The sequence below is a fragment of the Deinococcus taeanensis genome (assembly GCF_020229735.1).
Lineage (GTDB): Bacteria > Deinococcota > Deinococci > Deinococcales > Deinococcaceae > Deinococcus > Deinococcus taeanensis.
Genome location: NZ_CP083455.1, coordinates 2,800,001 through 2,812,500, shown reverse-complemented (window position 1 = coordinate 2,812,500; position 12,500 = coordinate 2,800,001). Strand labels below are relative to the sequence as shown.

The window sequence follows — 12,500 nt, the reverse complement described above, 5'->3', positions numbered from 1 at the left end:
CGCCGTACCCCCACCCGCGACTGGAGTGATCGAGCACGTCGGTGGGGCCGCGGGTGCTGAGCGTGTCGCGACCCGGCACGGCTTTCCGGGTAACCTCGCGCCACACGGCGCTGAAGTCGGTGACGTTCACGTCCTCGTCCACGACGACAATCACCTTGGCGAACATCATCTGACCCAGGCCGAACAGACCGTTGGCGACCTTGTACGCCTGGCCCGGGTACGTCTTGCGGATGCTGACGAACACGAGGTTGTGCGCCACGCCGGCGGGCGGCATGTGGTAATCCACGATCTCAGGAATGATGAGCTGCGCCGCGGGCAGGAACAGCCGTTCAGAGGCCTCGATCAGGTAGGCGTCCTCCATGGGCGGGCGGCCCACGATGGTGGCCGGGTACACGGGGTGCTCGCGCATGGTGACGGCCGTGACGTGAAACCGGGGGTACAGGTCCGGCAGGGTGTAGAAGCCGGTGTGATCGCCGAACGGTCCTTCCACCACCCAGTCCTCGGCGGGATCCACGTACCCTTCGAGAATGAATTCCGCGTTGGCCGGCACGTCGAGGTCCACGGTGACGCCGCGCGTGACGGGGTAACGCTGGCCCCGCAGGTACCCGGCGAGCGCGAACTCGTCCAGGCCGGGCACGGGAGGCAGCGGGGCGGTGGCGGCGTAGATCAGGGCGGGGTCCCCGCCGATGGCGACGGCGACCTCCAGACGCTGGCCGAGCCTGCGGGCTTTCTCGAGGTGTTTCGTGCCGGTCTTGTGCCGCTGCCAGTGCATGCCGGTGGTGTTGCGGCTCATGATCTGCACGCGGTACATGCCCATGTTGCGTTCGCCAGTTTCGGGGTCCTTGGTGATGACGAGGGGCAGGGTCACGAAAGGCCCGCCGTCCAGGGGCCAGCACTTCAGAACCGGGATTTTCGAGAGGTCCACTTCGTCCCCGCGCCACACGACCTGCTGTACGGGGGCGTTGCGCACACGGCGGGGGGGGAGGTTCATGGCGTCGCCGAGTTTGGTGACGTTGCTGAGCAGGCCCAGTCTGCTGCCGCCGCCGGAGAGGTCGATCAGGGCGCGGACCTTCGCGGCGAGGGCGTCGAGGTCGGTGACGCCCAGCGCGAGGGCCACACGGGCCCTGGTGCCGAGCAGGCCGATGGCGACAGGGTAGGCGCTGCCGGTGACGTTCTCGAAGAGCAGGGCGGGCCCGCCGCGTTTGACCAGGCGGTCGGCGATCTCCGTGATTTCGAGCTCGCGGCTGACGGGGGTGGACACGCGCAGCAGTTCGCCGCGCTCTTCAAGAAGCCGGATGAAGCTCTGGATGTCCGGGAAGGCCATGCGCCGAGTGTAGGACGCGCTGGGCGGGGCAACCGTACCCAGAGACGAGGTTGTGGTAAAGGAAAAGTGAAGCGCTGCACAGATGACTGTGCGCGCCTAAAGTTGACAAAAGTTATACACTATTGAGGTTGTCGTGACCAGTTCCCCCCGCAGACTGGCCTTCCCGGCCCGCACCACAGGCCCCGCACAAGGAAGGAGCAGCATGAAACACCACGCCCTGATTACCCTGGCCCTCACCGCCAGCCTGAGCACCGCCCACGCCGCTACCCCCAGCACCCTGCAAAAAGGCGTACTGAAAATTGGCATGGAAGGCACGTACGCTCCCTTCACCTACAAGGACGACAAGGGGCAGCTCGTAGGCTTCGATGTGGACATCGCCAAAGCTGTGGCGGCCAAACTCGGCCTGAAAGCCGAATTCGTCCTGACCGAATGGAGCGGCATTCTCGCCGGCCTTCAAGCCAGCAAGTACGACGTGATCGTCAACCAGGTCGGCATCACCGACGAACGCCAGAAGACCATCGGCTTCAGCAAAGCCTACGCCTACTCTTCCGCGCAGATCATCGTGAAGAAAACCGGCAGCTTCACGCCCAGCACCCTCGCGGACCTGAAAGGCAAACGCGTGGGCGTGGGCCTGGACAGCAACTTCGAAAAGCAGCTTCGTGACGCGGGCGGCAGCAATGTCGTCACCTACCCCGGCGCCCCCGAGTACCTCGCCGACCTCACCGCCGGCCGCCTGGACGCCGCCTACAACGACCGCCTGCTCGTCGGGTACCTGATCAAGTCGCAGAACCTGCCCGTCCGGGGCGCCGGCGTGATCGGTGAGCCCGAAGCAGTCGGAATCGCCATGAAGAAAAGCAACACCAGCCTCAAAGTGGCCGTGGCGCTGCTGCAGATCAAGGCCGACGGCACGTACGCCAAGATCAGCCGCAAATGGTTCGGGCAGGACGTCAGCAAACCCTGAAATCACAGGGGGAAGGGCCGTGGGCCATGAGGCGTCTTTCCTCATGGCCCACGCTGCCTTGCCGCCCCCACCGGAGACCCCATGAACACCGAACAGCTGCACCTGGTCACGCAGAGCGCCGTTCAGGCCCTGCCCACCCTGCTCGGCGCCCTGCCCGTCACACTGGGTTTCGCACTGGCCGCCATGGTCCTGGGCCTTCCCCTGGGCTTCCTGGTGGCCCTGGCCCGTCTCAGCCGCCACGGCTGGGTGCGCAGCCTGAGCAGCCTGTACGTGTCATTCATGCGCGGCACGCCGCTGCTGGTGCAGATCTTCGTTATCTACTACGGCCTGCCCAGCCTGGGGGTCACCCTGAACCCAGTGGCGGGCGGCGTGATCGCACTCACCCTGAACGCCGCGGCGTACCTGAGTGAAACCATTCGCGCCGCGATCCTCAGCATTCCGCGTGGGCAGCGGGAAGCTGCCACCAGTCTGGGCCTCAGCGGCCCATAGACCATGCGGCTGATCATCCTGCCGCAGGCGGCGCGCGTGGCCCTGCCCAGCCTCAGCAACACCCTGATCGGACTGGTCAAGGACACCTCGCTGGTGTCGGTCATCACCGTGGTGGAACTGCTGCGCAGCGCCCAGCTGGTCATTGCCCGGACCTTCGAGCCGTTCGGACCATACCTGGCGGCCGCCCTGATCTACTGGGCGATCAGCAGCCTGCTGGAAGTCGTGCAGCGCACCCTGGAACGCCGTTTCGCCCGTGGCGGCTAGGGCCACTGCCTGAGGCGGGGCGACTGACGCCACCTCCGCCCGCGGCGCCGGGCCTGCTGTTTTACAGCCTTCGCCGCGCGGCAGCTGCCGGCCCTGCTGGGCAGCCACCGGCCCACCGGACAGACCTCCGCCACGTACATCCGCCAGGGCTTCACGGAACTGATGGCGGTGGCCCTTCGACCGCCCTACGGATTGCACGCACCCTGACGTCATCCCCATCACGCCGCCCGGCCTTCCGGGCCCTGACTGCCGCCGTGCTGCTGCCCCTGGCGGTCCTTCCTGGCTGCGCAGGCTCTGCGCTGACCAGGCGCCGCAGGACCGACGGACGCTGTTTCTGCTTCCGTTCAGAGCCGACACCCGGGGAGCCAATCACCACTGGCGCCCCCTTTGGGCGCGCGGTCCCGGGGGTCCTGCACGCCGGAACCGTCAAGTTAACCAGCCCAGCCTCCCTGCGTGCCAGGATTCCTCTCCTGCTCAACCCGGTGAACCCCGGCACGCTGCAGGGCGCGCCCCGGCAACAGGCCGGGTCCCTGCGGCACAGCACGGACCCGGTGCTGGACGGCGCCACCCGGCAGGCCCACGCCGCCCGTTCCTCCGTTGTCCGCCGCTGGTCTGGGTCCGGGTCGGGTGACCTGACACGCCGGCAACTTTCCGGCGTCATCCTGCGTATCAGGGTGCAGGTGGGTGAGCCCCCACCAGACCTTCTGATCTGACCAGCCAAACCTTCCTGCTGCGCGCCGCTTTTCCTGTTCCCGGAGGAGCGGCGCGAGACCGTGACGGGTGTCCGCGAGAGCCGACAGGGCACCCCGGCGCGGGCGGTACGCTGAGCGGCATGACCTCCCCGATCACGCGCATGCAGCAGGCCCTCGCCGCCACCACCCTGGACGGCTGGCTGGTGTACGACTTCCAGGGCCTGAACCCGCACGCCCGCACGGTCCTGAGCCTGCCGCGCGCTGCGTTCCTGACGCGGCGTTTCTTCGTGTGGGTGCCGCGCGACGGGCAGGCTGTCGTGCTGCACAACCACATTGAGGGTGGCACGTGGGGCGAGATGACCCGCCACTGGAACGCCGAACGCCGGGCGTTCGGGTCGCACGCCGAACTGGACGCCGCGCTGCGCAGCGTGGTGCAGGGGCGCACGCTGGCCATGGAGTACAGCCCGAACGGCGCGGTGCCGTACGTGAGCCGCGTGGATGCCGGCACCATCGAGCGCGTCCGGGCCGCGGGAGCCGCCGCCATTCACACCAGTGCCGACCTGCTTCAAGCTTTCCTCACGTGGAGCGCGGACGATCTCGCCGCGCACGAGCGGGCCGTGGCGGTTCTGATGCAGGCCAAGGACGACGCCTTCCGCCTGATTCACGAGCGCCTGCAGGCCGGTCAGCCCGTCACGGAGCTCGACGCGCAGGCCGTGATCATGCGGCAGATCGAGGCCGCCGGGATGCAGGCTGGACACGCCGTGAACGTGTCGTTCGGCGTGAACGCCGCTGACAGTCATTACGAACCCAGCCCGGAACGCCACGCCACGCTGAAGAGCGGCGAGTGCGTGCTGATTGACCTGTGGGCGCAGGAACCGGGCCGGCCGTTCGCGGACGTCACCTGGGTGGGTTTCGCCGGTCAGCCGGGCGCGGCGTACCTGAGTGCCTGGGCAGCTGTGGTCGCCGCGCGGGACGCGGCGCTGCGCACCTTACAGGACGGGTACGCGCGCGGCGGCTGGGGGCAGGTGCAGGGATGGATGCCGGACCGCGCCGCACGCGAGGCGATGGGCCCGGAATGGGCGCCTTTTTTCCTGCACCGGACCGGCCATGATCTGGGCGTGCAGATTCACGGGGCCGGCGCGAACCTGGACGACTACGAGACGCGCGATACCCGGACCCTCACGCCGGGCCTGGCGGTGACCATTGAACCGGGCACGTACCCGGCGGCGCAGGGTTTCGGGATTCGCAGTGAGATTGACGTGTACCTCGACCCTCACACGGGACCGCGGGTGACGCCCGACACGCAGCGCGCCCCGTTCATCCTGGGCGAGGGTGACTGGGCGGCCGTGCGGGCCGGCGCGTACGGTGAGACGCTACGCCCATGAGTCCGTCTTAAAGCAATCCTCAGCGTTGTGCCCGGTCCCCCTGCCTGACCCGCTACCCTGAGGCATGGCGAACCTCGGCTCCTCCACGATCATGCTCACAGGCGCAGGCGGCGCGCTGGCCACCGCCATCGCGCAGGAACTCGACGACGCCGGCGCGCAGATGGTGCTCGTCGGCCGCGGCGAGAGCCTGGAACGCGCCGCAGACCGCTTTCCCGCCACCGAAGTTCTGGACCTGGACCTGCGCGACCCGGCGAGCGTTGAGGCGCTGCGCAAGGTGAAGGTGGACACCCTGATTCACACGGTCGGCGCCTTTGCGGTGCAGGACGCACAGAAAGCCGCGGACGACGACTACCGGGCGATGTTCGACACGAACATGCTGACCCTGTTTCACGCGGTGCAGGGCGTGCTGCCGCACATGCTGCGGCAGAAAGACGGCCTGATCATGGGGGTCAGCGCCGGGCAGGCCGCGCGCCTGAGCGGCCCGAAAGCGGCGCTGTACACCGCGAGCAAGGCGGCCCTGTCCGCGTACGTCCTGAGCCTGCACGACGAACTGAAGGGCAAGGGCGTGCGCGGCATGGTCCTGTACCCCATGGGCGCCATCGACACCCCCAGCAACCGCGACGCCGGCCTGGGCTGGGACACCATGATCGACCCGCGCGGTCTGGCAAAGAGCGTGGCGCACGCCCTGACCCGGCCGGACCGGGCGCACATCACGGAGATCAAGGTCTACCCCGACGCCTGAACCGGACTGCCTGAGGCCTGGCCGCGGAGAGGGGAGGAGCCGGTCTGGCTTCTCCCCTCTCCGCGGCCCTGTGCGGTCAAAGGCCAACCGCTACGCGCTCCTCTGGCCGTCGGCGAGCTCAGCGAGGAACGCAGCGGTGAAGCGCACGCCATTCTCAAAGTCACGGCGCAGGATGTTCTCGTTCGGGGCGTGCACGCGCCCCCCGATATTCCCGATGCCCAGGGCAATGACAGGCGCACCCACATGCTGCATGAACGGGTACATGGGGCCGCTGCCGCCGCTGCTGGGGTTCAGGATGGGGGCCACCCCGTGCACGGCCCCGGCCACGCGCACAGCCGTCTGCACGAAAGCGTGGTTCAGGTCGCTGCGGGCAGGATGCTGATGGCTTTCCAGTTCGATGATCTCGATGTCACGGAAGTCCTGCGCGTCCAGATGGGCGCGCAGCAGCTGCACGACCCGAGCAGGATCCTGATCCGGCACGAGCCGGAAGTCGAGTTTCACCATGCCTTCGGCCGGAAGGACCGTTTTGCTGCCCTCGCCTTCATACCCGCCGTGGAAGCCGTTGACGTTCACCACCGGCTTGAGGTTCAGCCGCGTGTGGTACTCACCCGGGTCACCCAGGGGCCGGGTGACCTCGTACGTCTCGCGCAGCGTCTCCCCCTGACCGGGAAGCGCCTCGATGGCCGCCTGATCCGCAGCGCTGGAGGGGCGCACGTCGTCATGGAAACCGGGGATCAGGACGGTGCCATCCGGACCGCGCAGCGAAGCGACCGCTGCCGCGAGGCGCCACAGCGGGTTGTCCACCACGGCACCGTTTGAGGAATGCAGGTCGCTGGCCGCCACGCGGCAACGCAGTTCCAGGCACACGATGCCTTTGAGCCCGGCGTACAGCACCGGGCGGCCCTCCGGCGTGATACTTCCGAACTCCCACCACACGCCGTCGGCGCTCAGCTCAGCGGCGTGCCCGGCAATAAACGCTTCCAGGCTCGGACTGCCGACCTCCTCTTCCCCCTCAATCAGCCATTTGACGCGCAGGGGCAGGCGCCCGCCCCGCTGCTCCTTCAGGACGCGCAGGCCAGCCAGGCGGGAGATGAATTCGCCCTTGTCGTCGCTGGCACCGCGTCCGTACAGGCGGCCGTCACGCTCCGTCAGCTCGAAGGGCGGCGTGGCCCAGAGGTCCACGGGATCTTCCGGCTGCACGTCGTAGTGGTTGTAGATCAGCAGCGTGAAGGGACCCTCGCCCGCCTCGGCGACCAGGACCGGAGCGACCTGACCAGGGAAGGCACGAACCGTGAAGCCCTCGGCCTCCAGCAGGGCCGTGACGGCAGCGGCTGTTTCGCCCAGCATGCGCCCCTGCGCAGACACGCTCTGAAGGGCAACGAGGGCTTTGAGATCATCCAGGCCACGCTGGACGTGCGCGCTGAGGTCAGCGGTGGGATTGAGGGTCATGCCGGCAGCCTACGGCATGTCAGCCCCACCTGCCCTGCGCGAGGTGGCGCACTGAGGTGAGGAGCTGTTCATAAACCCGGGAGTTCCAGCATGCACCTGACGGGGCACGGTGCGCCCTGGCGACAGCCTGTGCTCGCACCTGCGCGGCGTGCTCCTGAGGGAACCGCTATGCGGGTCTGACCAGGCCGGCTGAACCTTCAGCCGGGCCGGGCGGCCGGGCGCGCCATGGCTGTGCTCCACAAACGCCGCCCTGGGTCTGGGTCACCGTTTGAAGTCGTGTGGGTGGGTGCGGTGCCAGTTCCAGGCGCTCTGCACGATGTCGCGCAGGTCCGTGAAGTTCGGCTTGAACCCCAGTTCCTCCCGGATGCGGGTGGCGTCGGCCACGAGCCGGGGGGGGTCGCCGGCGCGCCGGGGGGCGAGTTCGCGGTTCAGGGGCGTACCGACCACCTCGTCCACGGTGTCCAGTACCTCCTTGACGCTGAAACCGTGGCCCAGACCCACGTTGAAGGTGCCGTCGGCCCGCTCGCCCCTGAGCAGGGCTTCAACAGCCAGGACGTGCGCGTCGGCGAGGTCCTGCACGTGCACGTAATCCCGGATGCAGGTGCCGTCGGGGGTGGGGTAGTCGTCGCCGAAGATGAACATCTTCTCCCGCTGGCCCAGGGCGGTCAGGGCAGCCAGTTCAATCAGGTGGGATTTGCTGGCGTGCGCTTCGCCAATGTCGCCTTCGGGGGCGGCGCCGCACACGTTGAAGTACCGCAGGATGGTGTAGGGCAGGCCGTGCCCGGTATGGAACGCGTGAATCATACGTTCGGTCATGAGTTTCGTCTCGCCGTACACACTTTCGGGTTGCATGGTGGCCGTCTCGGGGATGGGCACGAGGTCGGTGGTGCCGTACACGGCGGCCGTGGAGCTGAACACCACGGGGATCTTCCGGGTGTCGACGATGGCCTGCAGGAGATTCAGGCTGCCCACGACGTTGTTGCGGTAATAGCGGGCCGGGGCGCGCATGCTCTCGCCGACCTCGATCAGGGCGGCAAAGTGAATGACGGCGTCCGGCTGGTGAGCGTGCAGCGCGGTGCGCACGGCCCCGTCATCGAGCAGGTCCGCGCGGACGAGCTGGACGTCCCCCGGGAGCGCCTCGGCGTGGCCGCTGGACAGGTTGTCGAAAACCACCACGTCGTGCCCGCTGCGGCGCAACTGCCGCACGGTGTGAGAACCGATGTACCCTGCCCCGCCCACCACCAGAATCTTCATGCGTTTCAGGGTAAGGCACGGGGCGCCGGGTCAGGTGCAGGGAGGGGTGAGCGAGCGGGCGGAAGGGGGCGCCGTCGTGCCGCGCGTAATCAGCCGCGTGGGCAGCGTCAGGGCGGGGGGGGTCTCGCCGCGCAGCAACGCCAGGATGGCGTGCCCCACGCCGGCGCCCTTGTCGGGGGTGGGCTGCCAGACCGTCGTGAGGTTCAGTGGGCTGCTGCTGGGCAGGTCGTCGTACCCGATGACGCTCAGGTCCTCGGGGACGCGGCGGCCCAGCTGCGCTGCGGCGCGCAGGGCCCCCTGGGCAAGAACGTCACTCATGCACAGCAGGGCCGTGAGGTCCGGGTAGGCCGCCAGCAGGTCCAGCGCGCGGCGTTCGCCTTCCTGTGGGGTGTTCTGCTCCACTTCCGTGGGGTGCAGCGTGGCGCCGGGCACGGCGGCAGCGGCGGCGCGGTACCCGCGCAGGCGTTCGGCGGTCGTGCGGTAGCTCAGCTGCGCTTCGCGCGCGGGCGTGACCGGTCCGGCGTGGCGGGTGGCGTTCAGTTCCAGGCACAGCACGCCGATCTGGCGGTGCCCGAGGTCGAGCAGGTGCCGGGCGGCCTGCTGGGCGCCGCCGGCGTCGTCGATGTCCACAGTGACCGTGCCGGGATGGGGGGCCTGATCGACGAGGACGGTGGGCAGGTGCCGGTCCAGTACGGCCTGCAGCAGGGCGCTGCCTTCTGCGGCGCAGTACACGATGAAACCGTCGACGCTGGCGCTGCGGACGGGGCCGGTGGGGTCGGCGCCTGGTCCGTGGGGGCTGGCGAGCAGCAGGACGTTCAGGTGGTCGTCCTGCACGGCGCGGGTGACGCTGCCGAGAAACAGGGCGGCGGCAGGGTCCGCGAAGGCGTACTCGAGGGGCGCGTCGTACACGACCCCGAGAACGCCGGTGCGGCCACGGCGCAGGCTGCGGGCCAGGGGGTCGGGGCCGTGATAGCCCAGGTCACGGGCGGTCTGCAGGATGCGTTCGCGCAGCTCCTCGCTGAGCTGGTCGGGGCGGTTGTAGGCGTTACTGACGGTGGCGACACTGACGCCCAGGGCGCGGGCCACGTCCCGCAGCGTGGGGCGGCCGGGGGGTCGGGTCCCGGGCGGTGCGGGGGTGGCGGGGGGCATGGGGAAATGGTAGCGTATCGCCAGACAATCTGAAACGATTCAGTGCGCTATACCCCCGAGGTTCTCATGCACCACCCCCGGTCCCCAGCCGAGTCCGCCCGCCGAGCCGTCAGCCTGATCTTCCTGATCAACGGCACCCTGTTTGCCACCTGGGCCGTGAACATTCCCGGTGTCCGCGACCACCTGAACCTCAGCGAGGCGCAGATCGGAACAGCCCTGCTGGCCGTGGGCCTCGGGAGCCTCTGCACCATGCCCCTGACCGGCGCCTGGACCGCCCGGTTCGGCAGTCACCGCGTCACGCACACCGTCACGGTCGCGTGCATGCTCGCCCTGCTGCTGCCCCTGTTCGCGCCAGACTTCCTGACCCTGATCCTCAGCCTGGCGGTGCTGGGCGCCCTGAACGGCTGCATGGACGTCGCCATGAACGCCCAGGGCGTCACGGTCGAGCAGCGCCTGGCCCGCCCGGTCATGAGCCGCCTGCACGCGTACTTCAGCCTGGGCGGCATGCTGGGCGCCGGCCTGGGCACCCTGCTCGTGGGCCGCGTGCCCATGAGCACCCACGCCCTGCTGATCGCCAGCCTGACGGCCCTCACCGGCCTCCTCGCGGGCCGGGCCCTGCTGCCCGACCAGACGGCCCCCACCGCCAGAACCGGCAGCCAGCCGCGCCGCGCGCCGCTCAGCGCCGCAGCTGCGCTGCTGGGTGCGCTGTGCTTCCTGGGCATGCTGGCCGAGGGCGCCAACTACGACTGGGCCGCCCTGTATTTCCGGGACGTGCTGGACACCCCCGGCGGCGCCGCCACGCTGGGCTACGCCGCCTTCGTCACCACCATGACCCTGGGCCGCTGGTTTGGCGACCGGCTGCGCACCCGCCTGGGTGACGAAACCATCGTGCGGGCCGGCGCGCTGCTTACCGCGCTGGGGCTGGGCCTGGCCCTGCTGACCCGCATGCCCCTCCTGGCTGCGGCTGGGTTCGCTCTGTCCGGACTGGGCCTGAGCAACGTTGTCCCCGTGATGTACGGCGTGGCCGGGCACGCCCTGGCCGGGCGCGGCATTGCCCAGGTGGCCACCATCGGTTACGGCGGATTTCTGCTGGGTCCGCCCGTAATCGGCTTTGTGGCGGAGCACGTGGGCCTGCCGGCCGCGCTGGGCCTTGCCCTGGTATCAGCCGCGCTGGTCGCGGTCCTGGGCGGCCGGGCGTTTGCCCTCATCCGCACCCGGATGCCCGCCCAACCCGCCGCCTGACGCGGTCGGCCCTGCCAGTGTGCACCTGACCGTGTGATCCGGTCAGGCGCGCTCTGGTTCAGGGACCGACATACCTCGCCCGGGGCCGGATGAACTGCCCACTCAGGCGCGTCTCCAGCGCGTGCGCCAGCCAGCCAGCCGTCCGGGCCACGGCGAACAGCGTCACTACGTCCTCCGCCGGGCGGTTCAGCGTGAGGGTCAGCGCGGCCAGGGCCAGGTCCACGTTCGGCTGCTCGCCGGTCTCCTCCTGCTGCGACTGCACGACTGCCCGGGTGGCCTGCACGGCGGCGTGCTCCGGCCAGGTGCGCTGCAGCGCTGTGAGCAGGGCGGCGGCGCGCGGGTCGCCGTTCGGGTACAGGCGGTGCCCGAAGCCCGGCACGTGGCCGACCCGGCGGGCCGCGCCCGCCAGCGCTCCGCGGGGGTCGCCGTCCCGGGCGGTGCGCAGCAGATCATGGGCGCTGAGGGCACTCAGGCCGTGCCGTGGCCCCTGCAACGCGCTCAGGGCGGCGAGGGTGCTGTGCGCCAGGTTCGCGCCGCTGCTGGCGGTCACGCGGGCCGCGAAGGCACTGACGTTCAGTTCATGATCGGCCAGCAGGATCAGGGCGCGGCGCAGCAGGTCCGCACTGTCCGGCTGACCCCAGGCGCGGGCCAGCCGCGCGTGCAGAGGTAGATCCGGCGCGGGCACCTGTCCGGCGTGACGCTCCACGGTGGCATACAGAAGGTTCAGGACCCGCGCAGCCTGCCGCGGCAGCGTTCCCTCGCGGGTGTCGAGTGTGGCCGCGTCGTGGGCCCCGGCGTAGGTCAGCGCGTACGCCAGGGCTTCCAGAGGCCCGTCCGCACGCGGCTGTCGCCCCAGGTTCAGGCGCGCGCGCAGGGGCAGAGGCGGCGCTCCACCAGGGTCACCGGTCCACAGGAGAGCCGCCACCTCCTCCACACTGGACCTGACGGCTAATGCCGTAACCTCCTGTCCACGGTAGGCGAGTGCGCCGTCCGCAATCCGGGTCAGGGCGCTGTCGAGGATCGGGGGGCCCCAGTCCAGGCTGCCCTGCACCGCGCCCTGAGGATCCCGGCGGGTGGCCTGCCGCTCGCGCAGAGCCTCAATATCCTGCGCGTGGTAGCGGCGTTCCCGCGTTCCCGGCGGGCCGGGGACGCTGCGGACAAGACCGCGGGACACGTAGGCGTACAGCGTGGCGGGCTTCACTCCCAACTGCTCGCAGGCCTGGGTGGTGGTAAGGGGGACGGTCATCACCCCAGGCTAACATTGATTCCGGAATCAAGATTGACGACATTGAGAGTCGAAGCTTAGCGTGCTTCCATGACCCTCACACCTGTCCCCGACGCCCCGGCACCCAACCTCTACCCGGAGGTCTTTCCACCTGACGCCTTCCCGCAGGTGCTGTGGCACCCCGACGAACGACCGGCCACCCTCCCTGCACAGGCCTGGACCACAGAAACCACCCACCGCGACGGCCAGCAGGGCGGCCTTCCCCTCACCGTGGCCGATGGCCTCCTCCTCTACGACCTGATGGGCCGCTTCACCGGCCGGACC

Annotated in this window: 10 protein-coding genes and 1 pseudogene (2 of these 11 running past the window's edge); 6 read left to right on the top strand and 5 right to left on the bottom strand. The window is 69.5% G+C overall.

Annotation, left to right across the window (positions count from 1 at the left end):
* Positions 1 to 1,324, bottom strand: partial view of a menaquinone biosynthesis decarboxylase gene (locus tag LAJ19_RS13560; RefSeq protein WP_225476270.1) — the 5' portion only. It extends 515 nt beyond the left edge of the window; the window shows 1,324 of its 1,839 coding nt (coding positions 1–1,324); the start codon lies at positions 1,322 to 1,324; its stop codon lies beyond the left edge, outside the window.
* Positions 1,325 to 1,526: 202 nt separating this feature from the next.
* Here LAJ19_RS13560 and LAJ19_RS13555 point away from each other — a divergent pair, with 202 nt between their 5' ends.
* From LAJ19_RS13555 to LAJ19_RS13535, 4 genes and pseudogenes are all read left to right on the top strand, one after another.
* Complete coding sequence (locus tag LAJ19_RS13555) at positions 1,527 to 2,285, top strand: transporter substrate-binding domain-containing protein (protein WP_225476269.1); 759 nt, start codon at positions 1,527 to 1,529, stop codon at positions 2,283 to 2,285.
* 81 nt (positions 2,286 to 2,366) lie between these two features.
* Positions 2,367 to 3,038, top strand: a pseudogene (locus LAJ19_RS13550) (amino acid ABC transporter permease).
* 832 nt (positions 3,039 to 3,870) lie between these two features.
* Complete coding sequence (locus LAJ19_RS13540) at positions 3,871 to 5,115, top strand: M24 family metallopeptidase (protein WP_225476268.1); 1,245 nt, start codon at positions 3,871 to 3,873, stop codon at positions 5,113 to 5,115.
* Between the two features lie 64 nt (positions 5,116 to 5,179).
* Positions 5,180 to 5,857: an SDR family oxidoreductase gene (locus LAJ19_RS13535; RefSeq protein ID WP_225476267.1), complete on the top strand. Its 678-nt coding sequence runs from the start codon at positions 5,180 to 5,182 to the stop codon at positions 5,855 to 5,857.
* Between the two features lie 90 nt (positions 5,858 to 5,947).
* Here LAJ19_RS13535 and LAJ19_RS13530 read toward each other — a convergent pair whose 3' ends face one another.
* From LAJ19_RS13530 to LAJ19_RS13520, 3 genes are all read right to left on the bottom strand, one after another.
* The gene (locus LAJ19_RS13530; RefSeq protein ID WP_225476266.1) at positions 5,948 to 7,306 is read right to left on the bottom strand and encodes a M20/M25/M40 family metallo-hydrolase; all 1,359 of its coding nucleotides are present in this window, start codon (positions 7,304 to 7,306) and stop codon (positions 5,948 to 5,950) included.
* 261 nt (positions 7,307 to 7,567) lie between these two features.
* Complete coding sequence (gene galE, locus LAJ19_RS13525; protein WP_225476265.1) at positions 7,568 to 8,560, bottom strand: UDP-glucose 4-epimerase GalE; 993 nt, start codon at positions 8,558 to 8,560, stop codon at positions 7,568 to 7,570.
* A gap of 30 nt (positions 8,561 to 8,590) precedes the next feature.
* Positions 8,591 to 9,709 carry a LacI family DNA-binding transcriptional regulator gene (locus tag LAJ19_RS13520; RefSeq protein WP_225476264.1) on the bottom strand — a complete coding sequence of 373 codons (1,119 nt, stop codon included), beginning with the start codon at positions 9,707 to 9,709 and terminating at the stop codon, positions 8,591 to 8,593.
* Between the two features lie 66 nt (positions 9,710 to 9,775).
* Here LAJ19_RS13520 and LAJ19_RS13515 point away from each other — a divergent pair, with 66 nt between their 5' ends.
* Positions 9,776 to 10,951 carry an MFS transporter gene (locus LAJ19_RS13515; protein WP_225476263.1) on the top strand — a complete coding sequence of 392 codons (1,176 nt, stop codon included), beginning with the start codon at positions 9,776 to 9,778 and terminating at the stop codon, positions 10,949 to 10,951.
* A 58-nt stretch (positions 10,952 to 11,009) separates the two neighbouring features.
* On the opposite strand, the gene LAJ19_RS13510 is transcribed toward LAJ19_RS13515, so the two are convergent.
* Positions 11,010 to 12,197, bottom strand: a complete 1,188-nt coding sequence (locus LAJ19_RS13510; protein ID WP_225476262.1) for a citrate synthase family protein — start codon at positions 12,195 to 12,197, stop codon at positions 11,010 to 11,012.
* Positions 12,198 to 12,266: 69 nt separating this feature from the next.
* On the opposite strand from LAJ19_RS13510, the gene LAJ19_RS13505 reads away from it, so the two are divergent.
* Positions 12,267 to 12,500 carry the 5' portion of a hydroxymethylglutaryl-CoA lyase-like TIM-barrel protein gene (locus LAJ19_RS13505; RefSeq protein ID WP_225476261.1) on the top strand. Its footprint extends 1,101 nt past the window's final position, so the window shows 234 of its 1,335 coding nt (coding positions 1–234); it begins with the start codon at positions 12,267 to 12,269; its stop codon lies beyond the right edge, outside the window.

What these genes read in the sequence shown, in the direction of transcription:
- LAJ19_RS13530 (WP_225476266.1), bottom strand. Translation starts at nt 7,306, where the DNA reads ATGACCCTCAATCCCACCGCTGACCTCAGCGCGCACGTCCAGCGTGGC.
- LAJ19_RS13515 (WP_225476263.1), top strand. Translation starts at nt 9,776, where the DNA reads ATGCACCACCCCCGGTCCCCAGCCGAGTCCGCCCGCCGAGCCGTCAGC.
- LAJ19_RS13535 (WP_225476267.1), top strand. Translation starts at nt 5,180, where the DNA reads ATGGCGAACCTCGGCTCCTCCACGATCATGCTCACAGGCGCAGGCGGC.
- LAJ19_RS13510 (WP_225476262.1), bottom strand. Translation starts at nt 12,197, where the DNA reads ATGACCGTCCCCCTTACCACCACCCAGGCCTGCGAGCAGTTGGGAGTG.
- galE (WP_225476265.1), bottom strand. Translation starts at nt 8,560, where the DNA reads ATGAAGATTCTGGTGGTGGGCGGGGCAGGGTACATCGGTTCTCACACC.
- LAJ19_RS13520 (WP_225476264.1), bottom strand. Translation starts at nt 9,709, where the DNA reads ATGCCCCCCGCCACCCCCGCACCGCCCGGGACCCGACCCCCCGGCCGC.
- LAJ19_RS13540 (WP_225476268.1), top strand. Translation starts at nt 3,871, where the DNA reads ATGACCTCCCCGATCACGCGCATGCAGCAGGCCCTCGCCGCCACCACC.
- LAJ19_RS13555 (WP_225476269.1), top strand. Translation starts at nt 1,527, where the DNA reads ATGAAACACCACGCCCTGATTACCCTGGCCCTCACCGCCAGCCTGAGC.